At 69.1% G+C, this 24,219-nt stretch carries 17 protein-coding genes; 7 read left to right on the forward strand and 10 right to left on the reverse strand.

Annotated elements, in window-relative coordinates; genetic code table 11:
* Nucleotides 1-42: 42 nt before the first annotated feature.
* Nucleotides 43-987: a LysR substrate-binding domain-containing protein gene (locus VZL07_RS22645; protein ID WP_426749695.1), complete on the reverse strand. Its 945-nt coding sequence runs from the start codon at nucleotides 985-987 to the stop codon at nucleotides 43-45.
* A gap of 163 nt (nucleotides 988-1,150) precedes the next feature.
* Here VZL07_RS22645 and VZL07_RS22650 point away from each other — a divergent pair, with 163 nt between their 5' ends.
* On the forward strand, nucleotides 1,151-2,440 hold the full coding sequence (locus VZL07_RS22650) for an MFS transporter (RefSeq protein ID WP_426749696.1): 1,290 nt from the start codon (nucleotides 1,151-1,153) through the stop codon (nucleotides 2,438-2,440).
* A 248-nt stretch (nucleotides 2,441-2,688) separates the two neighbouring features.
* A complete protein-coding gene (locus tag VZL07_RS22655) occupies nucleotides 2,689-4,404 on the forward strand; it encodes a serine hydrolase domain-containing protein (protein ID WP_426749697.1) in 1,716 nt (571 codons plus the stop codon).
* Between the two features lie 301 nt (nucleotides 4,405-4,705).
* Here VZL07_RS22655 and VZL07_RS22660 read toward each other — a convergent pair whose 3' ends face one another.
* Together VZL07_RS22660 and VZL07_RS22665 are read right to left on the reverse strand one after the other, a co-directional pair.
* The gene (locus VZL07_RS22660) at nucleotides 4,706-4,888 is read right to left on the reverse strand and encodes a hypothetical protein (RefSeq protein ID WP_426749698.1); all 183 of its coding nucleotides are present in this window, start codon (nucleotides 4,886-4,888) and stop codon (nucleotides 4,706-4,708) included.
* Nucleotides 4,889-5,258: 370 nt separating this feature from the next.
* Nucleotides 5,259-7,337 carry a sodium-translocating pyrophosphatase gene (locus VZL07_RS22665; protein ID WP_426749699.1) on the reverse strand — a complete coding sequence of 693 codons (2,079 nt, stop codon included), beginning with the start codon at nucleotides 7,335-7,337 and terminating at the stop codon, nucleotides 5,259-5,261.
* A 1,071-nt stretch (nucleotides 7,338-8,408) separates the two neighbouring features.
* Here VZL07_RS22665 and VZL07_RS22670 point away from each other — a divergent pair.
* A complete protein-coding gene (locus tag VZL07_RS22670) occupies nucleotides 8,409-9,938 on the forward strand; it encodes a right-handed parallel beta-helix repeat-containing protein (protein WP_426749700.1) in 1,530 nt (509 codons plus the stop codon).
* Between the two features lie 166 nt (nucleotides 9,939-10,104).
* Here the strand turns inward: VZL07_RS22670 and VZL07_RS22675 are convergent, their stop codons facing one another.
* Complete coding sequence (locus VZL07_RS22675; RefSeq protein ID WP_426749701.1) at nucleotides 10,105-11,934, reverse strand: aspartyl protease family protein; 1,830 nt, start codon at nucleotides 11,932-11,934, stop codon at nucleotides 10,105-10,107.
* A complete protein-coding gene (locus VZL07_RS22680; protein WP_426749702.1) occupies nucleotides 11,931-12,749 on the reverse strand; it encodes a TrmB family transcriptional regulator in 819 nt (272 codons plus the stop codon). Before VZL07_RS22680 ends, VZL07_RS22675 begins: the two co-directional genes overlap by 4 nt.
* Before the next feature lie 312 nt (nucleotides 12,750-13,061).
* Here VZL07_RS22680 and VZL07_RS22685 point away from each other — a divergent pair, with 312 nt between their 5' ends.
* The 3 genes from VZL07_RS22685 (at nucleotide 13,062) to VZL07_RS22695 (ending at nucleotide 15,760) form a co-directional block, all read left to right on the forward strand.
* Nucleotides 13,062-14,798, forward strand: a complete 1,737-nt coding sequence (locus VZL07_RS22685; RefSeq protein WP_426749703.1) for an FG-GAP-like repeat-containing protein — start codon at nucleotides 13,062-13,064, stop codon at nucleotides 14,796-14,798.
* A gap of 108 nt (nucleotides 14,799-14,906) precedes the next feature.
* Complete coding sequence (locus tag VZL07_RS22690; protein WP_426749704.1) at nucleotides 14,907-15,272, forward strand: ArsR/SmtB family transcription factor; 366 nt, start codon at nucleotides 14,907-14,909, stop codon at nucleotides 15,270-15,272.
* Nucleotides 15,269-15,760 (forward strand): SRPBCC family protein, encoded by a 492-nt coding sequence (locus VZL07_RS22695; RefSeq protein ID WP_426749705.1) that lies wholly within the window; start codon nucleotides 15,269-15,271, stop codon nucleotides 15,758-15,760. Before VZL07_RS22690 ends, VZL07_RS22695 begins: the two co-directional genes overlap by 4 nt.
* A 107-nt stretch (nucleotides 15,761-15,867) precedes the next feature.
* Here the strand turns inward: VZL07_RS22695 and VZL07_RS22700 are convergent, their stop codons facing one another.
* Both VZL07_RS22700 and VZL07_RS22705 read right to left on the reverse strand, forming a co-directional pair.
* Nucleotides 15,868-17,226 (reverse strand): xylosidase, encoded by a 1,359-nt coding sequence (locus tag VZL07_RS22700; protein ID WP_426749706.1) that lies wholly within the window; start codon nucleotides 17,224-17,226, stop codon nucleotides 15,868-15,870.
* 122 nt (nucleotides 17,227-17,348) lie between these two features.
* Entirely contained in the window at nucleotides 17,349-18,479 is a 1,131-nt protein-coding gene (locus VZL07_RS22705; protein WP_426749707.1) for a UTP--glucose-1-phosphate uridylyltransferase, read from the reverse strand.
* A gap of 230 nt (nucleotides 18,480-18,709) precedes the next feature.
* Between VZL07_RS22705 and VZL07_RS22710 the strand changes: the two genes are divergently transcribed.
* Complete coding sequence (locus VZL07_RS22710; protein ID WP_426749708.1) at nucleotides 18,710-19,789, forward strand: M24 family metallopeptidase; 1,080 nt, start codon at nucleotides 18,710-18,712, stop codon at nucleotides 19,787-19,789.
* A 9-nt stretch (nucleotides 19,790-19,798) separates the two neighbouring features.
* Here VZL07_RS22710 and galE read toward each other — a convergent pair whose 3' ends face one another.
* The 3 genes from galE to glf are packed head-to-tail and all read right to left on the reverse strand — an operon-like array spanning nucleotide 19,799 to nucleotide 24,205.
* The gene (galE, locus tag VZL07_RS22715) at nucleotides 19,799-20,806 is read right to left on the reverse strand and encodes a UDP-glucose 4-epimerase GalE (RefSeq protein WP_426749709.1); all 1,008 of its coding nucleotides are present in this window, start codon (nucleotides 20,804-20,806) and stop codon (nucleotides 19,799-19,801) included.
* Nucleotides 20,733-23,075, reverse strand: a complete 2,343-nt coding sequence (locus VZL07_RS22720) for a family 1 glycosylhydrolase (protein WP_426749710.1) — start codon at nucleotides 23,073-23,075, stop codon at nucleotides 20,733-20,735. The genes galE and VZL07_RS22720 overlap by 74 nt, the downstream gene beginning before the upstream one ends.
* The gene (gene glf / locus VZL07_RS22725; protein ID WP_426749711.1) at nucleotides 23,072-24,205 is read right to left on the reverse strand and encodes a UDP-galactopyranose mutase; all 1,134 of its coding nucleotides are present in this window, start codon (nucleotides 24,203-24,205) and stop codon (nucleotides 23,072-23,074) included. Before glf ends, VZL07_RS22720 begins: the two co-directional genes overlap by 4 nt.
* Nucleotides 24,206-24,219: the final 14 nt, after the last annotated feature.

A 24,219-nucleotide genomic window follows, 5' to 3' on the forward strand; every position in this document is an offset into this window, starting at 1 on the left:
GGTGCGGCGACGTTGCGTAGCGCACGCTCGGGCGGCTGTCCCCTACGGGCGCGTGCGCGCTCGGCCCTCGTGCGTCGCCGCCGCCAGCGCCGCTGGAATCGTCTCCCGCATCAACGCCACGAACTGGCGGAGCCTCGCTGGGTGGAACCGCGCATGTGGATAGAGCAGGTACATCGGCAGGGGCGCGGCCTGCCACGACGGCACCAGGTGCTGGAGCCGGCCATGCGCGAGGTCCTCTCGGAGGAGCCAGGCCGAGGCCACGCAGGCGCCCAGCCCCTTCAGCGCCGCGCTTCGGAGGGCGTAGAGGCTGTCCGTGCTCAGGCGGGGATGGAAGGTGATGGGCTGGACTTCGCCGGTGCTCACATGCGTCAGTGAAATCTCGTTGCGATAGAACGTACGCAGGGACAGCCAGGGCAGGTGCGCGAGCGCACCTGGATGGGCGGGCAGGGGAGCGCCGTTCAGCACCGAGGGGGCGGCGACGACGATGCGTGGCACCTCGGCCACGCGGAGGGCCACCACGCTGGGGTCGTGCACCTCGCCAACGTGAATGGCGCAGTCGATGCCTTCGGTGATGAAGTCCACCGCCCGGTCGTGCAGCAGCCATTCGACCGACACCCGCGCGTGGCGGCTCAGGTACTCCGTCAGCGGCTCCACCAACAGCTGCTGACCGAAGGCATGGGGCACCACGACGCGCAGCGTGCCCTCCGGTTCGTGGCTCGCCCCACGCAGGTCGGCCTCGAACATCTCCCAGCTGGCCAGCAGCTCCTTGGCGCGTTCGTAGCAACGCGCGCCATCCTCGGTGAGCTTCATCGCGTGGGTGGAGCGCTGTATCAGCCTCACCCCCAGCGAACGCTCCAGTGCCTGGAGCCGGCGGCTCACCGTCGGCTGCGTGGTCCCCAGCTGCGCCGCGGCGGAGGACAGGCTCCCGGCCTCCACGATGCGAACGAAGGTCTGCATCAACTCGAGCCGGTCACCAGGCACCGTCACGGCGGACCGAGGCGCTCGCGCCCGGGGCGCTCGAGACCGAGCCGGCTTGGGAGGCGTGGGCATTATACGCACAGCGTATATCCGCTGTACGGCCCCCGCTACTACCGGCGCCAGCTTCACTCGGACACATTCCCCCCGACTCGCATCGCCAGGGGTAAACGATATGTCCTTCATTCGCACCATACATGGGGCCGCTGGGAACGGCGTCCCATCCACGGCGGTCCCCACCGCACCTCATGCGCCCCTGGCTTCAGCCACCGGCCACGCGGGTAGCGCCTCGCTGTCGAGCGGCCTGCGCCTGCTGCTGGCCGCGAGCGCCGGAGTCCCGGTGGCGGCGCTCTACTACAGCCAGCCGATGCTCGGGGTGATGGGGGCCAGCTTCAAGGCCTCGGACACTGTGGTGGGCTTCCTTCCCACGCTCACGCAGCTGGGGTACGCGCTGGGCATCCTGCTGCTGACGCCCCTGGGGGACCGCTTCGACCGGCGCCGCATCATCCTCATCAAGGCTGCCTTGCTGAGCGGGGCGCTGCTGCTGAGTGGCTTCTCCCCGGGTATCGGACTGCTGCTGGCCGTGAGCTTCGCCGTCGGCCTGATGGCGACCGTGGCGCAAGACATCGTTCCGGCCGCCGCCACCCTGGCTCCCGAGCATGAGCGGGGCAAGGTGGTGGGCACGGTGATGACCGGCCTGTTGCTCGGCATCCTGCTCTCGCGCGTCGTCAGTGGTGTCGTCGCCGAGCACTTCGGTTGGCGCGCCATGTTCATGATGGCCGCTGGCAGCGTGGCCCTCATCGGGCTGGCGGCATGGCGGGGTCTGCCCCGTTTTCGCCCGACCAGCACACTGTCGTACGGCGCCCTGCTGGGCTCACTCGCCGGACTCTGGCGTCGCTACGGCGCCCTGCGCCGGGCCGCGCTGGCGCAGGGCATGCTCTCGGTGGGCTTCAGCGCGTTCTGGTCCACCCTCGCGGTGATGCTGCATGGCGCGCCGTTCCACCTGGGGAGCGCCGCCGCGGGCGCCTTCGGCCTGGCGGGCGCGGCGGGGGCGCTGGGCGCACCGGTGGCGGGACGTGTCGCCGACCGCTTCGGCCCTGAAGTCGTCACGCGCCTGGGGGCGGGGCTGGCCGCAATCTCGTTCGCCACGATGTTCGCGTCGCCCTGGCTGGAGCCGAATGCCCGGCTGTGGCTGTTCGCTGGCAGCGCGATTGGCTTTGACCTCGGCGTTCAGATGTCGCTCGTAGCGCACCAGACCCTCGTCTTCGGTATCGACCCTGCCGCGCGCAGCCGGCTCAACGCGGTCCTCTTCGTCTCCATGTTCATCGGCATGGCCTTCGGCGCCGCGAGCGGCAGTCTCGTGCTGGCGCGGTGGGGTTGGGGCGCGGTGACGCTGTTGGCGACCCTCTCCGCGATGGCCGCCTTGCTGGTCCGCCTGTTCCCCGGCGCCCGCGCCGCTCGCTGACCTCTGGGCCCACTCAATCGAGGCGAGCGATTCGAGGGCCTCCTCATGGGCACGTCGCTTGATAAGGAGCACGCCACCTGCGAGGCGTCCACGATTGCCTGCCTGCTGCTCACCGTCCTCATCGCGCCACTCACCGGCGCCTGGATGCCCTTGGCAGAGAGGTCCTGTCGAGGAGCGGAGGGCCGGGAATCCTCTGGCTCGCGCCGGGCGGCACACCTCAACGGCCCGCGCAAGGAGCCTTGCTTCGCATGCGATTCTCTCATTCCTCCAATTTGTTGGTGGCTTTGGCTGTCACCTGGTGCCTGCACGGTTCCATCGCCCAGGCCGGTGCGCCTCGAGACTCGCGGGACCAGCGACATGCCCGCGTGGACGCCGTGTTCGCGCCCTGGAGCGGCAAGGCGACGCCCGGCTGTGCCGTGGGAATCTCTCGAGACGGTGTCCTTGACTACGCGCGCGGCTACGGCATGGCGAACCTGGAGTACGACGTCCCCATCACGCCCCAGTCCATCTTCCACCTCGCCTCCATCTCCAAGCAGTTCACCGCGTTCTCAATCGGGCTGCTGGCGCAGGAGGGGAAGCTGGCGCTGACCGACGACATCCGGAAGTACCTGCCGGAGCTGCCTGACTACGGCCAGCCCATCACCCTCGCGCACCTGATGCACCACACCAGTGGTTTGCGCGAACAGGGACAGTTGCTGAACCTGGCGGGCTGGCGCGGTGACGACCTGTACACCGAAAGTGACATCCTCTGGGCGCTGACCCGGCAACGCCAACTGAACTTCGAGCCAGGCACCGAGGTCCTGTATGGCAATGCGCCCTACACGCTGCTGGCGGTGATTGTGCGGCGCGTGTCTGGAAAGTCGCTGCGGGCGTTCGCCGACGAGCGCATCTTCAACCCACTGGGAATGACCGATACCCACTTCCGCGATGACCACACCGAAGTCGTGTCCCGGCGCGCGTCGGCCTACGGCGCCCGGGAAGGTGGCGGCTGGCGCATCAGCGTCCCGCATATCGACCACTACGGCTCGACCAGCCTCCAGAGCACGGTCATCGACCTGCTGAAGTGGCAGCAGAACCTGCTCGACGCGCGCGTCGGCGGGCAGGCGCTGAAGACCCTGATGCAGACCTCCGGCACGTTGAATGACGGCGTCGTGACGGGCTATGGCGGTGGCCTGCGGTTGGCGGATTATCGGGGCCTGCGTATCGTGGGCCACGACGGGATGGATGGTGGCTTCCGCACGGACGCTGTCCTCTTCCCGGACCAGCGGCTGGCTGTCATCGCGTTGTGCAACGGCTCCACGATTGATGCCACGGACCTCGCGCGGAAGGTGGCCGAGGTGTATCTGGGCGACCTCCTGCGGAACACGCTGCCCCCCGCAGTCGAGCTGCCGGAGGCCGAGGTGTCCGCGCTGGCTGGCAACTACTGGAGCCCGGTGACGGATGAAATCGTGCGCCTGGAGTTCAAGGACGGGGCGCTGCGGCAGGTCGGTACGTCCACGGCATTCGTGCCCATCGGCAAGGGCATTTTCCGTCCGGGGGCGTCGATGCACGTGTGGCGCTTCTCCGTGCCGTCCGCCCAGTCGCCCACCCGGCTGAGCATCAAGGATGTCTGGCCGACGACGCGGGACTTCATCCGGGTGACGGCGCCTCTGCCCGCGAGCGCGGCGCTGGCGTCGTTCGCCGGGCAGTACCGGAGCGATGAGGTCGACATGACGTACACGGTGCGGGTCGTGGACGGGAGGCTGGTGATTCGGTGGCCACGCCGCGATGAGGTCGTGCTTGAAGCTGCCGGCGGGGACCGGTTCGTGGGCTCGCTCGGCGCAGTCAGCTTCACGCGAGCGGCGGCCGGTGGGGTCGACGGGTTGACCATCAGCAACCGCCGCCTGCGCCGCCTGCGCGCGGAGCGAGTGGGGGCCTCACGACAGGCTCCCACCGTGAGCACGAGCGCCTCGGGTCGGAAGTGACTGGACGCCCTCCACCAAGGGCGTTCGTGGGTTCACCGGTGTCGAAGGGGCGTGGAACCTGCTCACCGAGGCGACAGCGGTTGTGGACTGAAAGGCGGCCACGCTCTCGCGGCGGTATTCCAGGGGCGCTACGCGGCCGCGGGCTGAGGCGGCCCGCGCGCGAGGCTGGCTTCTCGCAGCGGGCGGGCCAGGGTTGCCCCAGCTCCCCGCCTGCCGAGCGCACCGTCTGCGGGCCCTGTCCACGGCTCGCCTCGGCATGGCGCGAATCCAGCGGCCGCCCTCGACAAGGGCTTCTTCTCGCTCAGGCCTGCATCGCGGATTCGACCTGTCGCTGGAGGGCCTGCAACTGGTCCAGCCTGTCCTTCAGCTTCTCGCGCATGTCGCGCTCGTCGGTGTGGAGAACCTCGTCGTGCAGTGCCTCGGTGCTTTCGGCCAGGCAGGCGCGAAGGAGGTGCATCTGTTGTTGGGAGAGCTCCAGGACCATGGGACACCTCCGTGTCAGCAAGGCAGCGGTGTCACGCCTCCTCCCTCGCACGGTGGCGCGGGTGCGAGCGAGCACGTCAGGCTCGGCAGGACCGGTGCTGCTGCACCTGAGGCCCGTCGCGGGACACCCTTGAAGTGTAGTGCGCGCTCGCCTCTCGCCCAGGGCACATCCGGACCGCTCCGGGCGGCTCGTCTGGTGTCCCTCATCCGTGGCTCAAGCCTGCCGCGGCAGGCGAACCTCATCGGGCGGGGAGCGCTCGGCGGTCCGCCGGAGCGCCAGCGCACCACGCGGCCAGGAGTTGCCGCGTGATGCACGGTGCCGGTCGCGGTGGGGCGCCTCCGGCTTCGAGGCGCCGCGCCGCGAGCGGTGACTACCTGAGCGCGATGAGCGAGGCCACGAGCAGCGACACGACGCTCATGACCTTGATGAGGATGGCCACGCCAGGACCGGAGGTGTCCTTGAACGGGTCACCGACCATGTCGCCGACGACGGCGGCCTTGTGGACCTGCGAGCCCTTGGCGTGGCCCGGCAGCTTGCCCTTCTCGATGTACTTCTTGGCGTTGTCCCACGCGCCGCCCGCGTTGGCCATGTAGAGGGCCATGGTGGCGCCGACGACGAGCGCGCCGGCCAGCAGGCCCGCCAGCGCACCGGGGCCCAGCAGGTAGCCCACCAGCGGCGGGGCGACGATGGCGACGATGCCCGGGAAGATCATCTCGCGCAGGGCGCTCTTGGTGGAGATGTCGACGATCTTCGTGGGGTCCGGGTCAGCCTTGAGCTCCATCAGGCCCGGAATCTCGCGGAACTGGCGGCCAATCTCCTCGACGATGGCGCCGGCCGCGCGGCCGACGGCGAGCATCGTGGAGGCGCCCACCAGGAACGGGAGGATGGAGCCCAGCAGCAGGCCCACGATGACGTTCGGGTTGGTCAGCAGCAGGCTCATCTCCGGCAGGCCGGCGGCGACGCGCGTGTGGTTGACCTCGAGGTTGAAGGCGGAGAAGAGCGCGATGACGGTGAGCGTCGCCGAACCGATGGCGAAGCCCTTGCCGATGGCCGCCGTGGTGTTACCCACCGCGTCCAGCTCGTCGGTGATGGCGCGCACCTCGGGGCCCAGGCCGGACATCTCGGAGATGCCGCCAGCGTTATCGGAGATGGGGCCGTAGGCGTCCACCGTCATCACGACGGCGGTGCCGCCCAGCATGCCCACGGCGGACAGCGCGATGCCGTACAGGCCCAGCGCCCGGTCCGCGATGTAGGCCACCAGGGCGATGGTGGCCATCGAGATGCCCACGCTCTCCATGCCCACGGCGAGGCCGCGGATGAGGTTGGTGCCGGCGCCCGTGATGGAGGCCTCCGCGATGCGCTGCACCGGCTTGGCCGACGTGTAGTAGTCCGTGACGAGGCCGATGATGGCGCCGCCGAAGGCGCCCGCGGCCAGCGCCACCGTGATGGCCTGGGACAGACCAAAGACGTTCATCATCACGAAGGACAGGCCCACCAGGATGACGGGGGGCAGGATGAGCGCGCTGCGCAGCACCTGGGCGGGGTTCATGTGCTTGAGGGCGCGCGCGATGAAGATGCTCAGCAGGCTGACCACCAGGCCCACCGCGGACAGCACGAGCGGGAGCACCACGCCGGCCACCTTCGCGCTTTCGGTCGCCGAGGGGTCCACCACGAGGCGGGAGAGGTCCGCCGCGCTGGCCGTCAGGGCCATCGCCATGGCGGCGACGATGGCCGCCACCATGGACTCGTAGATGTCGGCGCCCATGCCGGCCACGTCGCCGACGTTGTCGCCCACGTTGTCGGCGATGACGCCCGGGTTGCGCGGGTCGTCCTCGGGGATGTTCTCGATGACCTTGCCGGCGATGTCGGAGCCGACGTCGGCCGCCTTGGTGTAGATGCCGCCGCCCACGCGGGCGAAGAGCGCGATGGAGCTGGCGCCCACGGCGAAGGAGTGGAGGATGGGGGAGAGCTGCTCATGCCCCTGGAAGGCGTAGTAGACGCCGCCCATGCCGAGCAGGCCCAGGCCGGCGACGGCCAGCCCCATCACCGCGCCGCCGTCGAGGGCGACCAGGAGCGCGTTCGGCTTCGAGCCGCTGCGCGCGGCCTGCGCCGTGCGCACGTTTGCGTAGGTCGCGGCCTTCATGCCGATGTAGCCGGCCAGCAGCGAGAGGAACGCGCCCAGCACGAAGCTCGCGCTCGCAATCCAGCCCAGCGCCAGACCGATGAGCACCGCGACGACCGCGCAGTAGGCCGCGAGCACCTTGTACTCGCGCACGAGGAACGCCATCGCGCCTTCGCGGATGTAGCCCGCGATGCGGTTCATCGTCGCGTCACCGTCGGGGAGCGACTTGACGCGGAAGTAGAAGACCGCAGCGAAGATCAATCCCACCGCGCCGACGACGCCGGGGGCGATTGACCAGAAACTCGACTCGAGACTCGACAACTCCATCCATTCCTCCAGAGCAGTCCCGGGGGCTTGACCTGCCCCTCCGAGTCGCCCGTGTGCCGCGAAATTTTTGTGCGGGGGACGTATACGTGATTTCCAAGCGAGCTGGGAGCCTCCTGGGTGATCTCCCTTAGGAGGGGCGGGCTCCCACGGCGTGGGTGGGGCGCCACCACCGCGGCTCCCAGGTCTCCGCCAGGGCGGGAAGCGGCCCTGGGCAGCTGGCGGGGCAGGGGCGCCGGGCCCTGAAGCTGGAGGACGCGAGCGCGCTCAGCCAGCCGCGAAAGGCGTGTGCCTTCGCGGGGTTAAGGCCACTCCGCCATTCTGGAGAGGCCCGTTGTCCGCCCTGCGCCTACAGCCTTTGTTTGAGGTGCGCACGTCACGCTGGCGCGGGGCGCTCCCCGCTGGAGGCGCTCCTGGCTCCACGTTCGAGGCACCACCCCAGGGCGCGCGGCGGGACGGGGCCGGTTCGCTGCCAAGGGAACGAGGCGCCGCGTCATGCGCCGTGCCAGTCCGCCCAGGGGCATGCCGTATCCGCGGCCCGATCCACTTCCTACTCGCTGGCGGTCATCTCCAGATGCCGCGGTTCCCATGCGCCAGCTCCGTCCAGGGAGACGCGGTGGTGCGGGCAGGGTAGAGGCCCGCAGCCCGCCGTCCTGGCCAATCGCCGGAAGGCGCCAGCCGCCCTGATGGCGGGAATGCCGGCTGCGCTCCTCCAGGGGGAGTGTGGCGGGTGGGCGCTGCGCCCTCCACGCGCGGGTTCGTGGCACGCGTGCGCATCGAGGCCGATTTCAGGCTGCGCCACCGTTCGTGGTTCCGGCGTCTCCTGGTCGGCGGCGCTCGTGCGGACCTTCACGTCGCGCTGGGGCTGAGCGAGAGGTCTTCCCTCATTCTTCCGGCTCGTGCTTCGTCGTAAGAAAATCATCCGCGCCTCCCCACGGGCACCAGGCAGGACCCTTGGCGTGAATGACTGTCCATGGCGGGCGACTGCGCCGGTCGTAGATCCCATGTTGCGGCATATGAACTTGCTTTATGGGTGACGCCTAACCCAGGCAGGTGTGGGGCGAGGAGTCACTCATGGGTGGAAATCGATGTGGGTTGATTGGGATTGTCCTGGCTGAAGTGCTCTCGCTTTGGGTGGTGACGTACTCGGGCGATGGGCTTGCGGAAGAGCGGGAGCACGACACCGGTGAGGGCGTGATGGTCGCCCCGCAAGTGGACCCTGGGATGGAAACCCATTTCGAGACGTTTCAATCCCCGACATGCGGCTTCATTCCGTGTCCGGTAACGGCGAGCGGCAATGTCCTGACGCTTACGGCCAGCTGCGCGACCTATTCCTCGCTACTCATCCCAGACGGATACACCCTGGATGGTGCTGGGCATTTCATCGCCGCGGTTGACGCTCCAGGACAGCGCTTCGTCGGCCCTATCGTACGAAACTGTGGCAGCAGCGCATTCTATAGGAACCTGCGGCTCATGGCGGTGGGGTTGTCGAATATCTGCGACTCGGGCGATGACGCACTCACCGGCATCCGGTTCGACAACGCCTCTGGGTCTGTCACCAATACCCAGATCTTCAATATTCGACAGGGAGATGGGACCAGCGGATGCCAGGAGGGCATTGGCATTGCGATACGCAATCAAGAGCCCGGGGCTCCGACTCGTGTGGTCGCTGTCGGAAACAACATTCTGACGGGATACCAGAAGGCTGGAATCATGGCGGTCGGCAACGTTGATGTGGGCATCATTGGAAATCGGATTTCGGGGGCGGGCCCCATCGGAAACATCGCCCAGGTGGGTATCCAGATCGGTCTCGGTGCCACCGGAGTCATCGTGGCCAATGACGTCTCCGGGCACAGCTACACCGGCCAGGGCGTGGCCAGCGGCATCCTCGTCTATGGAGGTGGATTGTACGGAGGACCCCTGTCTTCGAATGTGGCCATCCGGGACAATCAGCTCTACAACAACGACATCGGCGTCTACCTGTCCCAGGGCAACGCGGATGGGAGCCCTCCCTCGGTCCGGACGAACATCGCTGTCGTGGACAACATCCTCGAAAATGGGGCGGTCACGAACGGGTACGTCTACCAGGCCGGTATCGCGGACCTGGGCACGGGGAACATCATTCATTCCAACCGCATCACGGGCCCGGGCTATGACCCGGCCACCTTGCCCGGCTCGACATTCGCGGTGGATGTGGTCGCCGGCCCCGCGGTAGGCCTGACCTTCCTCACGCAGGCCCAGCAGGTGGCCGTAGGGGCCTGTTCGGGACCCGTCGTCGTCCAGAGCCAGGATGTGAATGGGAACCTGTCCATTCCTGCCCTGACAGACTTCAGCATCACTCCCGTGGGAGAGGCCGCGCTCGGCATCCAGTTCTACGCTGACGCGAGCTGCACCGGCCCCGCACTGACGAGCCTCGACCTCTCGAATCCCGAGGCCTCGGGCCGCTTCTACTTCCGGGCAGCCGTTCCGGGGAACGTCACCCTCATCGTCTGGAACTTCATCATGACTCAATTCCAGACGCAGCAGGTCGTCACGGGGCTGGCGCCGGGAGAGACCTCCGGGCTTCCGGTTGCCACCAGCCCGGTGGATGCATCGCAAGGTTGAGACTGCGGCGTCAGCGCGCGTCCGCCGCGTGATGGGTACCCTCTGCGAGGCATGTCGGGCTTGTCTCGCTGGTGAGCTGGGCACGGTGCCCCCGTGCCAGCTCGCCGGGCTCCTGTGTGCGTCACGGGGGACGAAGGGCCTCCCGGGCGCGGCCTGGGCCGAGGTGCTAGTAGTAATCCTTCAGGGTGAGCCGGCGCTTGCTGCCGTCCTTCAACGTGAACTCCACCGTCTTTCCCGCAGCCCGATTCCGCCAGCGCGCGAGCTCCGAGCCCGCATACCCGGGCCCGATGCTCTGGCCATCGATGGCGATGATTTCGTCGCCCACCTTCCAGTCCGAGGCGGCGGCGGGGCTCCCGGGGGCCACCAGCTTCACCACGAGCCGCCCCTCGCTGGGGAGGGCAATCAATCCGGACCGGTCCTTGCGGAACGGCTGCCGTAGCGCACGGGCATCGGGGACCAGCATCAGCGTGTCCGTCGCATAGTCCGTAATCATCCGGAAGCGCGCGAGGACGGCGAGTCCCAGGTTGCCGAGGAGCCGGTCCGAGTTGGAGATACTGTTGCCCGCGTCGTCGAACACCGTTGGCACGTCCCGCAGGGTGACGCCCGCGAGCTCGATGCGCTTCAGGGTCGCCACGTCGCGCTCCCGCAGCCCGCCCACGGCCCCCGACAGCGTCTTGGAGCTGCGCCGGCCCGTCAGCAGCCCTGCCTGCTGCCAGTACGCGGGGAACAGGGAGAGCGCCCCGCTATTGCCCACGTCGAACAGCACTGGAATCGGAGGCCGGCCCTCGATGGAGACATGGACTGCGCGCTGCCCGCCCGCGGACTCGACCAGCGGGAGGCGCACCGCCCGCGGTGGAGGCTTGAAGCGAGCGGCCTCGTGGAAGGCGATGCGCCGGTTCGGGAAGTCCACGTCCACGACGAGCGGGTTGAAGGCCTCCTTGCCCAGGATGACGGGCAGCGGATGGCCAATGAGCCGCGCGACCTCGGCCAGGTCGATGATGGCGACCGTCAACCCGGTCAGCCGCAGGTGACCCAGGGTGATGTCCACGCCGCTGGCGAGCTGCGCCTGGGCCTGCCCGCCGCTGCCGACCGCCGCAAGCTGCCCCTGCGTCTTCAGCCCCAGCTCGCGTGCGTAGGCCGTGTCGACCACCGTCATCTCGGCGCCGCTGTCCAGCAGCACCTGCGTCGCATGGCCATTGACCTGTGCCGGGATGAAGACGCGGTTCTCGTCGAAGAACTCGAAGGGGATGAAGCCGGTGCTGTGGCGGCCGTTCGCGAAGCTCGCCTTGCTGGCGCCCTGGGGCCGTTCGAAGACGGTGGGCGGAATGGCGACGTTCAGCTCCAGCGTCTCCACCACTGTCCGCGAGTCGGAGTCCGGATTGTCGGTGAACACCTCTTCCAGGAAGGGCATGCGGACGCCGTTCACCTGACGCCAGTCTCCCAGCCGCACGAAGCGGGTGACGTTGTCCTCGCGGATGCGCAGGCCATGCAGGGCCCCGTTGGCGTCGTCGAGGAACAGGTCATAGAGGTCCTCGTCGCCGAAGGTGACGCGCACCACCTTCCAGGTGCGACCGTCACGTTGCTCGTCGGGTTGCAGTGCGAGCGTCGCGCCAGCACCTCCGCGCAGCGCCGTTCCAAAGTCGAGCGCCACCCGGTGCCGCGCATCACGAGCATCGGTGGGCGAGGCATCCTCGACCTGGCCGCTGGCGTTCAGCTTCCAGCCCCCCTCCGAGGTAATGGCCATCACCTCGCGCATCACGCCGTAGTTCGCTTCCCAACGGGCCCGCCCGTCCCGGTGCCGCCAGGACTCCATCGGGCCCTGGAGCCCTGCCGCCTCGCTCTTCCCCTTGGCGTGAATGCTCTCCAGTCGTGTGTAGGCGTCCCCGCCCCGCCACGCGAGGTGCCGCCCGAGCAGGGACTGCAGCGCGTCCGCCCTGGATGCGGAGGGGAGGAGCACGAGGGCCAGGGCCATCAGGAAGGGAGTGAAGAGTCTCATCGAGTAGCTCCGCGCTTGGGCTTGATGGAAGAGGAGGGCTGGCCCACGAGTTGGCGCAGGCCGGGGGGGCTCGCGCCGATGAGGGAGATGGTCCGCGACATGCGTGCGCGCGCCGACGGGGGCGCGCTCAGCTGGACCTCCGCGGACAGCCCGCTGTGTTGCAGGCAGGAGAGATAGACGCTGTCGCTCCAGATGGCCTGCTTGACGCCGGTACCATCCGGGGTGAGCAGGGCCACCAGGAACTCGCGGGCATCGACCACCAGCGTGAGCTGCGCCCCTGGCCAGCGCTCCCTCGTGAAGTCCGCGGAGGACGAGCGCACGCAGTCAAAGGGCACCTCGGGTGTGTCGTCGTAGACGAGCCCCGCGATGGACACGCGCCGGGCGCTCGCTTCGGTGAGCGCCGGGACGAGCGCCGCGAAGGGCGGCGGGAAGAGGTCGAAGAGCAGTCGCTCGGTGGCGCCGGCAATCATCGCTCGTGCGCGCTCCATCACCTGGGCGGTGCTCTTGAGGTGGTAGATGCGGTCGTCCTGCGCCGGAGCGTGGAGCCTGCGCAGCGCATCCGCGGCCTCGCGCTTGCGCGTCTCGAAACCACGCTGGAGCGCCGCGAGCACCTCGTCTGGAGGCACGGGCCTGAAGGACCGGGGCTCTCCCTCCTCGACGAGCACCGCCCCCTTGTGCTCGAGCGAGGCGAGCGCCTGGTAGATGCTGGGAGGCGCCTTTCCCAGCGCCTGCGCGAGCCGGTACCCGGTGGCGGGAGCGCCCTTGAGCAACTCACAGTACACCCGGGCTTCCATCTCGGTGAACCCGAGGGCCACGAGTCCTTCATCCGCGTCCATGGGCGTTGTTATTACTGACAGGTAATAATACGTCAAGCGAGATGCGGGAGGGCTGACCCCTGCTGCCCTCCGCCGCGTTGCCACCTTCGCCCACGCCGACACTGCGCAGCGCTGTGCACACTGTGCACGGGGAGCGCCTCATCGCCTGGAGGAGCGGGTGGCCGTTCCTCCTGGCCTCAGGTCTATACGCGTCGCTGGCATGACCAGTGCAGTCTCACGGCGCTCAGTGCGTCGAGCATGGGCAATCCCTTCGTGCCTGCTCGAGGCGTTTCCCCGTCAATGGAGTCAAACGTGCCTCAGGTTCTCTATCGCGGTCTCATGGCCGCGCTGCTGTTGAATCTCTCCGCGGCGTGCTCGGGCCCCCGGTCCTCGGATGGAGGGGACGAAGACCCCCCTCCGACGGAGGAGCCGGATGTGGTGCCGCCGGGACAGCCCTTGGAGGTTCAAGCGTGGCCGGAGATACGCGCCGCGAGCGTCACGTGGCGTGCGCCGCGGTCGGATGGTGGCGGCGCCATCGTGAAGTACACGGTGACGGCGAGCCCGGGTGGCATCACCGCGACGACCACGGGCGCCACGCAGGTCGAGGTGCCCGGTCTCGCCAATGGTACGCGCTATACCTTCACCGTGCGCGCCACGAATGCGTCGGGGGACGGGCCGGAGTCCGAGGCTTCATCGCCGGTGACGACGCCCGATGTTCCAGGGGCTCCGCGAATCGTCGACGTCATCCCGCGCAACACGGAGCTGACCGTGACGTGGGAGCCTCCGGCCTCCGAAGGAGGCGACCGGGTTCACTCCTATTTCATCGAGCTCCTGGCGGGCTCCTACCAGCGCTCCGTGCAGGCAGCTGGCTCGAGTGGGGTTGTCACGGGCTTGTCGCCGGACACGGAGTATCAGGTGGTGGTGCGAGCCGTGAACGGCGTGGGGATGGGGCCGCCCTCCGCGCCGCATGCGGCGCGAACGCGCTGCGACCGCATCGGGCTGGCAACACCCATTCATGTCCCCATGGGGGCCACGCTCAGGGGCCTGGCGGCAGGTGACTTCGACGGGGATGGGAAGATGGACCTCGCCGGAACGCGCATGTCCGAGAGCGCTGTCGCGACCTTCCTCGGAGCGGGGGACGCGAGCTTCCTGAAGAAGGGGGACTTCCAGGTGGGGGCGGACCCGGAGATGGTCCTCACCGAGGACTTCAATGGTGATGGGGCGCTGGACCTGGCGGTGCTCAATACGCGGGGGCAGACGGTCAGCGTGCTGCTCGGGCTCGGAGACGGAGCCTTCGAGCCCGCGCGCACCACCCTCACGGGCGCGGGCCCATGGTCGATGACGACGGCGGACTTCGATGGGGATGGGAATCGGGACCTCTTCACGGTCAACACGAGTCTCTCGACGGGGGCCTCGACGCTGAGCTGGCTGCAGGGGAATGGGCGGGGCTCCTTCACCCGGAGGGACTTCTCCCTTCCGTTCGCCGCGCTCTCGGTCGCCTCGGCGGACTTCGACGGGGACGGGCATGTGGACGTGGCTCTCCCCGCCTCGCTTGGCTACGACTTCTATATCTACATGGGCGCGGGAGATGGCTCGTTCCGCGAGGGCTATCGATACTCGGCCCAGAACTCGCCGAGGCAGGTGGCCGCGGCGGACCTCAACAATGACGGCAAGTCTGACCTGCTGGTGACCAGCAGGGGCGACACCTTCAATTCGCCCAGTGTGAGTGTGTATCTGGGCCGAGGCGACGGCACCTTCGAGGCCGTGAAGCGTCACGCCGTGACGGGGGAGGTCGGCGCGCTGACCGTGGCCGACCTCAATGCGGACGGGTGGCTGGACGTCGCCGTGACTGTCACGGCTGAGAACACGGTCAGCCTGCTGCTGGGGCTGGGAGATGGCTCGCTATCGGCACGACACGATGTCGCCCTGGTGGGCGTGCCGCGCGGGCTCGTGGCTGGGCGCTTCACCGCCAATGGCAGGCCCGCGCTGATGGTGAGTCAGGATGGGGATGATGCCCTCACGCAGCTGACGACGGCCTGCCTTCCCTGACGCCCGACGGCGCACGGGGGCTGTTTCTTCGGCGGGACGAGGGAGGGGCGCTGGACGTGCCCGGGCGTACGCAGGCCTTGACGAACATATGCGCCAAGGTGCATATACATGTCCATGCAACTTGATGCCTTCCAGGTGCTCGCCGACCCCACGCGCCGTCGCATCGTCGAGGTGCTTCGGGGGGGCGAGCAGCAGGTTGGGGATGTCGTCGAGAAGGCCGGAATCCACCAGTCCGGTGTCTCGCGGCATCTGCGCATCCTCTCCGAGTCGGGGTTCGTCTCGATGCGCCCGGATGGGCAACGGCGCCTCTACGCCTTGAGGCCGGAGCCGTTCCGGGAGCTCGAGGCGTGGCTCGCCCAGTACCGGGAGCTGTGGGAGGCGCGCCTCGATCGCTTCGAAGCCGCTCTGGAGAAGAAGAAGCAGCAGCAGCAGCAACAGACTCGTCGAGTCAGGGAAGGGAGCAAGCGGGGATGAGCAACGAGAACACGTCGCGCCGTGAAGGGAAGGTCGTCATCGAGCGCACCTATCGAGCGGGCATCCAGGATGTCTGGGACCTCTGGACCACGCGGGAGGGCTTCGAGTCGTGGTGGGGGCCTCAGGGCTTTCGCGCCGACGTCCAGGAGCTCGACGCACGAGAGGGCGGTGTCCTTCGGTACGAGATGATCGCCGACTCGCCGGAGATGATCGCCGCGATGAAGCAGGCGGGTGAGCCGACCTCCCACGCGACCCGCTCCCGCTTCACCGAGGTGAAGCCACGCTCGCGGCTGGTCCTCACGAATGTCATCGACTTCCTCCCTGGGGTCGAGACCTACGAGAGCAACATCGCCGTGGACTTCTTCCCGTCCGGCGACCGTGTTCGCATGGTCGTCACGCTGGACGCGATGCACAGCGACGCGTTCACGAAGATGCAGGAGGAAGGCTTCACCAGCCAGCTCACGAAGCTCGACGCGCGGTTCGCGTAAAGCCCGCGCGAAGCGCGCCCCGCCAGGCTGCCGGCGAACGGCTCGACGCAGGCGGCATGGGGCAGGCGCATCGCCACGAGTCCCCCTGGCGGCGCTCCTTCGGTGGCTCACCCGCCATGACACACGTTTCGACGCGGCTTGGATGCCTGGAGGACGCCGTGCTCGAGCTTGGGGTGGGCACGGGCCTGCTGGTCCTCCACGACGAAGGGCTCGCAGGGATGGCCCTCCGCGGTGCGGAAGGAGAGGTGGAGGCGCAGGGCCTTGCGCCTTTCACCGTGGGTGGCGTAGTCGGTCCCGTTGCGCCAGGCGTGCAGGTAGAGCGCGTAGAGCCCCTCACCGACCTTTTCCAGCGAGGGATGCCCGGGGCCGTTCCAGGCGCCTCCGAGCGCAGGGCTCGTACTGTCGATGAGCAACCGCTCATCGCGCACCTGCCCGTGTAGCACGTCGTCGAGCTTGCCCACGTAGGTGCGGTACTCGTGGTCGCCGAAGTACCCAGCGCTGTAGAGGACGTAGAGCTGCCCGTTCTCCCGGACGAAGAACTGACCCTCGACGAGCCCGCCGTGCTGGGGACCATTGGTGAGGAGGGTGTTCGGCGCGCCGATGAAGCGCAGCGCTCCGTCGGAATCCATCGTGAACTGCCGGGCGACGAGCGGCGTCGGCGCGCTGCGTGGGAGCCCGGTTTCCGGGTCCACCCAGCGCAAGGCGTTGCCGTCCACCTTGACCACCAGCGCAAGGCGTTGCTGTCCACTGCCGTCCTCGACGGGCACGACGGTTCCGTCAATGGTCCCCAGTTCCGGGTTCTCGCCGGAGGCGCCGCCCGGGTAGTCCGGAACGAGCGTCTTCACGCGCGGGTTGACGTCCAGCGGCCCATGGTCCGTCCAGGGCCCCTCGATGGAGCGGCTGGTGGCGTAGGCGCTGCGCAGAACGCCCTGGCGGTCTCGCGCCGTGTAGAAGAGGACCACCCACCCGCCGAGCTCGAACACCTCGGGCGCCCAGCGCGCACGCAGGAGGTCCTGCGGAAGGTCCGGCTCGGTGGGCACCGGCTCGCCCTGGTTCCACCACGCCGGCAACTGCCCCTCGGGGAACACGACGAGGTGCCGGCCGTCCTTCAGCGCGGGCTCGAACCGCTCCCGCGAAGCGCTCCACCGATAGAGCGGGAATGCGTAGGGCAGGCCGCTGGAGGTCGCTACGAGCCAGAGGTCGTGCGTCTGTCCCCCCTCCAGCATCGGAGTGGAGAGGGTGACGGCGAACGGGTCCGGCATGTTGTCGGCGAGCAAGGTCTGCGGCACCTCGGGCGGTCGGGCCAGCAGCGCGCCCAGGGTGGTGAGCCTGCCAGGCGCCCCACCTCCGAAGAGCCCGTGCGGAGCCGTGGGCAGCGCGGTGTTCGGCGCGTGCGTCGACGGCGTGGTGGCGCGTGCGGTGGAGGGGGCAGTCGGGTTCAGCGGCTCGGCTGCGTCAGGCGGCATCTCGTGTCCAGTGAGGTGAGAAGAACTGCCGAGCAACTGGGACCACGGCCGCGGTCATTCCTGGCGCTGCCTGCGCGGCCACGATGAGCGCGGCTGACCGGCAGGGGAGGACTGGGGTGGGCTCACGTGTGGCTCGCGTGGCGAGCTCCCTCGCCCAGCTTCTCCCGGAGCCGCTCCTGGGCCTTGCGCAGGTCCTCCGGTGCCTTCACCGGCTCGAAGCGGGACTCCCGGGCGCCCACGCGTGGCACCTCGACGAAGGCCACTGGCAGCACGGGCTTCCCGTCCGGGTCCACGAGGCTGCTGGCCTCCGCGGTGACCTGCTCGAGCTGGAGCGCCTCCTGGCCCTCCACCTGCTTGCGCACCACCCGGTAGGCCACCTGGATGTCCCGGTCCAGCAGGGCGGCAAGCTCGAAGGTGATGTTGTTCGTCGAGATGTAGGGGTGCTGAGCCGGGTCCACCTTCTCCACCAGCTGCGCCAGGCCGTTGATGCGCACCGGCGCCGCGCCAACGTCCAGTCCGCCTCCCTGAGGGTTGGCCCGGGCCGTCACCTCGACCAGCATGGGTTTTCCAAGCCTCCGATGCATTCCGAGGACGACCGGGTCGAGGGTCGCCGCCAGGTTGTCCACGTTGGAGAAAGCGAGGTAGCGGATGCCACGCCTGCGAAGCGCGTCGCCGACTCCACTCTCCCGCAGCGCGCGGTAGAAGTCGCCGTGGCCGGAGGGCGCGAACGAGAGGCGCCCCTGGGCGTCGCGGAAGAGCTCCAGCTCGGGCGTGAGCCGCGGGAGCATCCGCTGCCGGAATCGGAGGACCTCCTGCGCGAGCGGCTTGCGCTCCAGGTGGGCCGCAATGCCGTCATCGGTCAGGGACGAAGTCATGAGGACCACCGGGACGGGACGGCCGAAACGTTCGCCCGCCCGCCGGGCGTCTTCCAGCTTGAGGTCCAGGAAGGTGCGGTCGCCCAGCACCGGCACGAGCGCCTTCACCCCTCCGCCGAAGCGCGTGCCCGCGCCCCCCGCGACGACCAGGCTCGCGACCTGCCCGCTGCGCAGTACCTCCTCGCCGAGCCGGGTGCACTCGGCATGGAGCGGCGTACCCGCGGGGGGCAGCGGAGGGATGTCCCCGGGCCCGAGCGGCTGCGGCCCACCCGGTGGCATCGGGGCCGTCTCCGTCAGCTCGCCCCTCCGGAGCCGCCCGACGAGCGCCAGGAACGTCGCGACGTCGAGGTCCTCGCCGCGGGGGAGGGACCTGCTCACCTGCTCTTCGAAGGTCTGGCCATTCACGCCCGCGAATTTCCGGACGAGGTTGGCCGCGAGCAATGCCCCGAGCGGAGGTCGGAGGGACTTCCGCCAGCCATGACGAGCGGCGCCCGCCACGTCCCCTCATGTCGTGTATCGAGCGGTGTCAGCGCTGGCCCACGTCAGGGGTGCGTTGTGGCCCCTCGGCCTCATGTCCACCCTCACGGGGGATGAGGTCCGAGGCGGATATGAGCGAACTGACGACCAAGCTCGCGCGCGTGCGGGCAGGCATGCGCGAGCACGGCCTGGGGGCCATCCGGCTGCGCGGGGTGGACTGGTTCTCGTGGGCGACATGCGGCGGCTCGAGCGTGGTGCTCCTCTCGGCGGAGACGGGCATCGCCGAGGTGCTCATCACGGAGGATGGTGCGTGGGTCGTCACCGATGTCATCGAGGCGGCGCGGCTGGAGGCGGAGGAACTGCCCCCCGGGTTGCCTGTCTGGGCGCACCCGTGGACGGAGGCCACGCGACGCGAGACCTTCGTCGCGGAGCGCCGGGGGGCGGGGCCCGTGGCCTCGGACCGGCCCGCGGACGGAGAGGTTCCTCTGCCCGAGCCCTTCTGGCGCATGCGCTGGTCGCTCCTCCCCGAGGAGCTCGAGCGCTATCGTGCGCTCGGGCGTGTGGCCGCCGAGGCGATGACGGACGTGCTGCTCGCCGCCAGGCCGGAGTGGACGGGCTTCGAACTGGCCGGCGCCGCGTCCGAGGTGCTCTGGGCGCGCGGCATCCATCCCGCCCTCACCCTCGTGGGGGACGAGCGGCGCCTCCCCCTGTACCGGCATGCCACGGCCTCGCGGGAGCGGCTCGGGGGCCGGGCCATGCTCGTCTCCTGCGCGCGCCGACATGGCCTCTTCGCCAACCTCACGCGCTTCGTGTACTTCCGGCCGCCCACGGTGGAGGAGCGTCGGCTGGCCGACGACGTCGCCCGCGTGGAGGCCGCCGCGCTGCGAGCGTGTCGTCCAGGGACCACGCTTGGCGCCGTCTATCACGCGCTCGTCCAGGCCTACGCGGAGGTGGGGCGCCCCGGCGCCGAGGCGAAGCACCACCAGGGAGGCTCTTGTGGCTATCTCTCCCGCGACAGGGTGGCCCTCCCCGGCATGGCGGTGGTGCTGGAGCCCCACAACGCGGTGGCGTGGAACCCCTCACTGCCGGGGGCCAAGATCGAGGATACCGTCGTGGTGTCCCCGGGAGGCCTGGAGGTCCTCACCGTGGACCCGCGCTGGCCGACCTTCGAGGTGGACGGGCGTCGGCGGCCCGACCTCCTCGTTCGCTAGCCATGGCGCTCAGTGGGGCGCGTTCCCTAAGCCGGCCTCCGCTCCGTGGCCGGGGCGCTGCATCCAGCGCCACGCGGACTCGAGGATGGCCTCCAGGCGTTGGTGCTGGGGACGCCAGCCGAGCTCGTGCGTGATGCGGGCCGAGCTGGCGATGAGCACCGCCGGATCGCCGGGTCGCCGCTCGCTCACGCGCACCCGGATATCGCGGCCCGTGACGCGCCGGGCGCAGTCGATGACTTGCTTCACGCTGTAGCCCTTGCCGCCACAGCCCAGGTTGTAGATGGCGCTGGGGTGTCCCTGGACCAGCGCGCGGAGGGCGAGGACGTGGGCCTGCGCCAGATCCACCACATGGATGTAGTCGCGTACGCAGGTGCCGTCCGGCGTGGGGTAGTCGTCGCCGAAGACGAGGACCTCGGGCAGGTGGCCCGACGCTGCCTGGAGCACCAGCGGGATGAGGTGCGTCTCGGGGGCATGGCGCTCGCCACAGCGCTCGGTGGCGCCAGCCGCGTTGAAGTAGCGCAGGCTGACGAAGCGGATGCCGTGAGCCGCGTCATACCAGCGCAGGGCGCGCTCGAAGGCGAGCTTCGTCTCGCCATACGGGTTGGTGGGCTGGGTGGGGGCGGTCTCCTCGATGGGCTGCCTCTCTGGCTCGCCATAGACGGCCGCGGTGGAGGAGAAGACGAGGTGGCGCACCCCCAGGTCGTGCATGACGTCCAGCAGGTTGAGGCTGCCGATGACGTTGTTGCGGTAGTACTTCGCTGGCGCCTTCACCGATTCGCCCACCAGTGAGTCGGCGGCCATGTGCACCACCGCCTCGACGCCGTGCTGGCTGAACGTGTCGCGCAGCAGCGCGGTGTCCAGCAGGTCCCCCTCGACGAAGGCGGCGCCCTCCACCACCGCGTCCCGATGGCCCTTGTGGAGGTTGTCGTAGACGACGACCGCGTCACCCCTCTGGAGCAACTCCTCCGTCACCACGCTCCCGATGTAGCCCGCACCGCCCGTCACCATGATTCGCATCGTCGGTTCCTCCGCCAATGACGCGCTCCGCCCGGCGCTCATCTGCTGCCCGGGGCGCGGTCAGGACCTCGTCCTCCTCGAGGTAACGCACGATGGCCTCGTCGAGAGGGGGCATCAGCCGGGCGCGCTCACTCGCCAGCGCGCTGTAGCGCGGCCGCGTCGCCGCCCAGGCAAAGCCGGCCAGCGGGCGCCCCTCCACCTGCCGCGCATCCTGGCCGGCCAGGGTGGCGGCCTGGCGCGCGAACTGCGCCCACGTCATCGCGCCCTCGTTGGCGAGGTGCCACACGCCGGCCTCGCCATCGAGCAGCAGGTCCAGACACGTATGCACGAGGTCCGGAATGTACGTGGGTGACACGACGACGTCGTCCGCCGCGGCGAAGCGCTCCCCGCGGGCGAGCGCCTGGCGCACGCGGATGACGAAGTTGGAGCGGTCCCACGGGCCGAAGAATGCGCTCGTGCGCACCACCATCGCCGAGGGCTGTCGCTCCAGCACCCGGCGCTCGGCCTCCGCCTTGCTCCAGCCATACTGGTTGAGGGGGCGCACCGGGCAGCTCTCCACGTAGGCCGTGCTTTGCTCCCCTCCGAAGACGAGGTCCGAGGAGAAGGTGACGAGTCGCACGTCCCGGGGGCCGCAGGTGGAGGCGAGCACCTCGGGGCCGAGGGCGTTCTCGCGGAAGCACCGCTCCGTGTCCTGCTCGGCCTCGTCCACGTCGACGTAGCCCGCGGCATTGATGACGGCCCAGGGCGAGTGCTGTTCGAGCGTGCGCTCCACCGACCTGGGGGAAGTGATGTCCATGTCCTTGCGGGAGAGGAGGTGGAAGGCGAGCCCCCGGCTCCTGCACAGCCGCGCGAAGGCCTGACCCAATGCGCCATTGGCGCCCACGATGAGCAGGGGACGGGCCGTCTCGGCGCGCAGGCGGCGCGCAGGCGTCCACGTGGTGTAGGGCGCTGGACTGCCGGCATGGAGCGCCGCGGCGAAGTCTGGCAATGGCCGCTCCTGGCGCCGCCACCAGCCCGGTGATGCGAGCACGGGGTGCTCGAAGGTGCCTCGCGTGGCCAGCGCGCGCGTCATCGCGGCCAGTGCGGTGGGGCGCGGGCGGGGCGCACGCATGTCGAAGGCACCGGGCTCGTAGAAGCCGCGCTCTGCCGTCACCAGGGTGTTCCAGTCATAAGCGCCCAGGAGGCTCCACACGGTGAGGGCACGCACGTCGGCGCCTTCGGTGCGCAGCGTGCAGCACGCCTCCCAGGCCTCCTCCAGCCAGCGCAGCTGGTCCTCCCGGGTGCAGCCCAGCTGGACCTCGGTGAAGGCCACGGGCAAGCGGTAGCGCTCCCAGGCCCAGGAGAGCACGGCCTTGTGGCCCGAGACGGCGTGCGGCCAGATGCCGGCCGCGTGCACGTCCGCGTAGGCGTCGCGCTCGTTACCGCCGTGGGACCATGCCGGGTAGTGCTCCATCCGCTCGTCGAGGAAGCGGTCGCTGGTGATGTAGTAGTTGATGCCCACCACGTCCGGAGGTAGCGGCGCGTCGAGGAACTCTCCCAGCTCCCGCTCGGTGAGCCCCCAGCGCAGCAGGTGTGGCCACATCGGGTGGTGGCGGTCGATGCGCCCGCACAGCAGGTCGAGGCTCAGCCAGCGCCGGTGGTTCTCGAAGGCCGCCTGATAGGCCAGGCGCGGGGTGCTGTAGGTGCGCCCCATGTCCTCCGTCTGGATGAGACGGGCTCGGGGCGTCACCTCCCGGATGGCGCGCATCGCCTCGATGATGGCGCGGCACTGGATGAGCAGGGCACGCGCGAAGGGCGGATAGTCCCGGGTGTGGGGATACCAGTGGGCGTAGAGCGCGCTGAAGCGTGCCGTGGTGAGCGGCTCGTTCACCGGCGTGTAGTCCTCCACCCAGGGGTAGCGCTCGGCCACCGCCCGTGCGAAGCGCGCCAGCTCCAAGGGGAAGGACGGGTCCAGCAGGTGGGTGTGCCGTGGGCCGCTGCCGTGATGGACGAGCCCGACAATGGGTCGCACCCCCAGCATTCGCAGGCGTGAGAGCCGCTCGTCCGGCCAGCTCCAGTCCGCCCGCTCCGGACCGAGCGGCGCCGTCTTCTCCCAGAGCACCGGGTAGCGCATGGCCTCGAGGCCGAGCGCCGCCAGGAGGTCCAGGTCCTCGGGGCGCGCCCAGTGGCCGCTGCGCTCCATCTGGTCGAAGTACCGGTCTCCCACGCGGTTGACCGTGCACTCCACGCCCCCCCACACCTCGGGCATCCGCGGCTGGGGCGGGCTCATGCGTGCCCCTCTACCTGCGTGCCCAGCAGGTCGCTCCGCCGCATCCCCATGATTCTCGTGCAGAGCGTGAGGGTCTGCGCCACCACCTGGTCCATGTTGTAGTACTTGTACGTGGCCAGCCGGCCCACGAAGTGGACGCCCGGCGTCCCCTTCGCCCGCTGCTCGTACTTGCGATACAGCTCCGCGTTCTCGGGCCGTGGCACCGGGTAGTACGGGTCGCCCTCGGCGGTGGGGTACTCGTAGACGACGCCCGTCTTCGGGTGCTCCTGGCCGGTGAGGAACTTGAACTCGGTACAGCGCGTGTACGGGTACTCGTTGGGGTAGTTCACCACGGGGGCCGGCTGGAAACGCTCCACGTGGTGCGTCTCGTGGCGGAACTGAAGCGAGCGGTACGGCAGCTTGCCGAAGCAGTAGTCGAAGTACTCGTCCACGGGCCCGGTGAAGACGAGCTCCCGGTAGGGGATGATTTTCCGCACCTCGCGGTAGTCGGTGTTGAGCAGCACCTTGATATTGGGATGGTCCAGCATCCGCTGGAACATCCGGGTGTACCCGTGCCGCGGCATCACCTGGTACTTGTCGTTGAAGTAGCGGTCATCGCGGTTGTTGCGAACGGGGATGCGGGCGATGACGGTGGCATCCAGCTCGCTGGGGTCCAACCCCCACTGCTTACGCGTGTAGTTGCGAAAGAACTTCTCGTACAGCTCTCGCCCCACCTTGCTGAGGACGACGTCCTCGGAGGTGCGGATGACCTCCCGCTTCTCCGCGAGCTTCTGGAGGAAGGCGTCCACCTCGAAGGCGGTGAGGTTGAGGCCGAAGTATTGGTTGATGGTGGTGAGGTTGATGGGGATGGGCATGAGCTGCCCATCCACGCTCGCCAGCACCCGATGCTGGTAGGGCCGCCACTCGGTGAAGTGGCTGAGATAGTCGAAGACGTCTCGCGAGTTGGTGTGGAAGATGTGCGGGCCGTACTTGTGCACGAGCAGGCCGTCGTCGTTGTAGAAGTCATAGGCGTTGCCGCCAATGTGCGGTCGCCGCTCCACCACGATGACTTTCTTCCCGTGGCGGCTGGCGAGCCGCTCGGCCATCACGCTGCCCGCGAAACCCGCTCCCACGACCATGTAGTCGAACATCTCTCCTCCTTGTT

The sequence above is a fragment of the Pseudomyxococcus flavus genome, assembly GCF_050038885.1.
GTDB classification, from domain to species: Bacteria; Myxococcota; Myxococcia; order Myxococcales; family Myxococcaceae; genus Myxococcus; species Myxococcus flavus.

Coding starts and splice junctions, on each gene's coding strand:
- VZL07_RS22655 (WP_426749697.1), top strand. CDS start 2,689: ATGCGATTCTCTCATTCCTCCAATTTGTTGGTGGCTTTGGCTGTCACC.
- VZL07_RS22675 (WP_426749701.1), bottom strand. CDS start 11,934: ATGAGACTCTTCACTCCCTTCCTGATGGCCCTGGCCCTCGTGCTCCTC.
- galE (WP_426749709.1), bottom strand. CDS start 20,806: ATGCGAATCATGGTGACGGGCGGTGCGGGCTACATCGGGAGCGTGGTG.
- VZL07_RS22710 (WP_426749708.1), top strand. CDS start 18,710: ATGAGCGAACTGACGACCAAGCTCGCGCGCGTGCGGGCAGGCATGCGC.
- VZL07_RS22700 (WP_426749706.1), bottom strand. CDS start 17,226: ATGCCGCCTGACGCAGCCGAGCCGCTGAACCCGACTGCCCCCTCCACC.
- glf (WP_426749711.1), bottom strand. CDS start 24,205: ATGTTCGACTACATGGTCGTGGGAGCGGGTTTCGCGGGCAGCGTGATG.
- VZL07_RS22650 (WP_426749696.1), top strand. CDS start 1,151: ATGTCCTTCATTCGCACCATACATGGGGCCGCTGGGAACGGCGTCCCA.
- VZL07_RS22690 (WP_426749704.1), top strand. CDS start 14,907: ATGTCCATGCAACTTGATGCCTTCCAGGTGCTCGCCGACCCCACGCGC.
- VZL07_RS22670 (WP_426749700.1), top strand. CDS start 8,409: ATGGGTGGAAATCGATGTGGGTTGATTGGGATTGTCCTGGCTGAAGTG.
- VZL07_RS22695 (WP_426749705.1), top strand. CDS start 15,269: ATGAGCAACGAGAACACGTCGCGCCGTGAAGGGAAGGTCGTCATCGAG.
- VZL07_RS22660 (WP_426749698.1), bottom strand. CDS start 4,888: ATGGTCCTGGAGCTCTCCCAACAACAGATGCACCTCCTTCGCGCCTGC.
- VZL07_RS22665 (WP_426749699.1), bottom strand. CDS start 7,337: ATGGAGTTGTCGAGTCTCGAGTCGAGTTTCTGGTCAATCGCCCCCGGC.
- VZL07_RS22720 (WP_426749710.1), bottom strand. CDS start 23,075: ATGAGCCCGCCCCAGCCGCGGATGCCCGAGGTGTGGGGGGGCGTGGAG.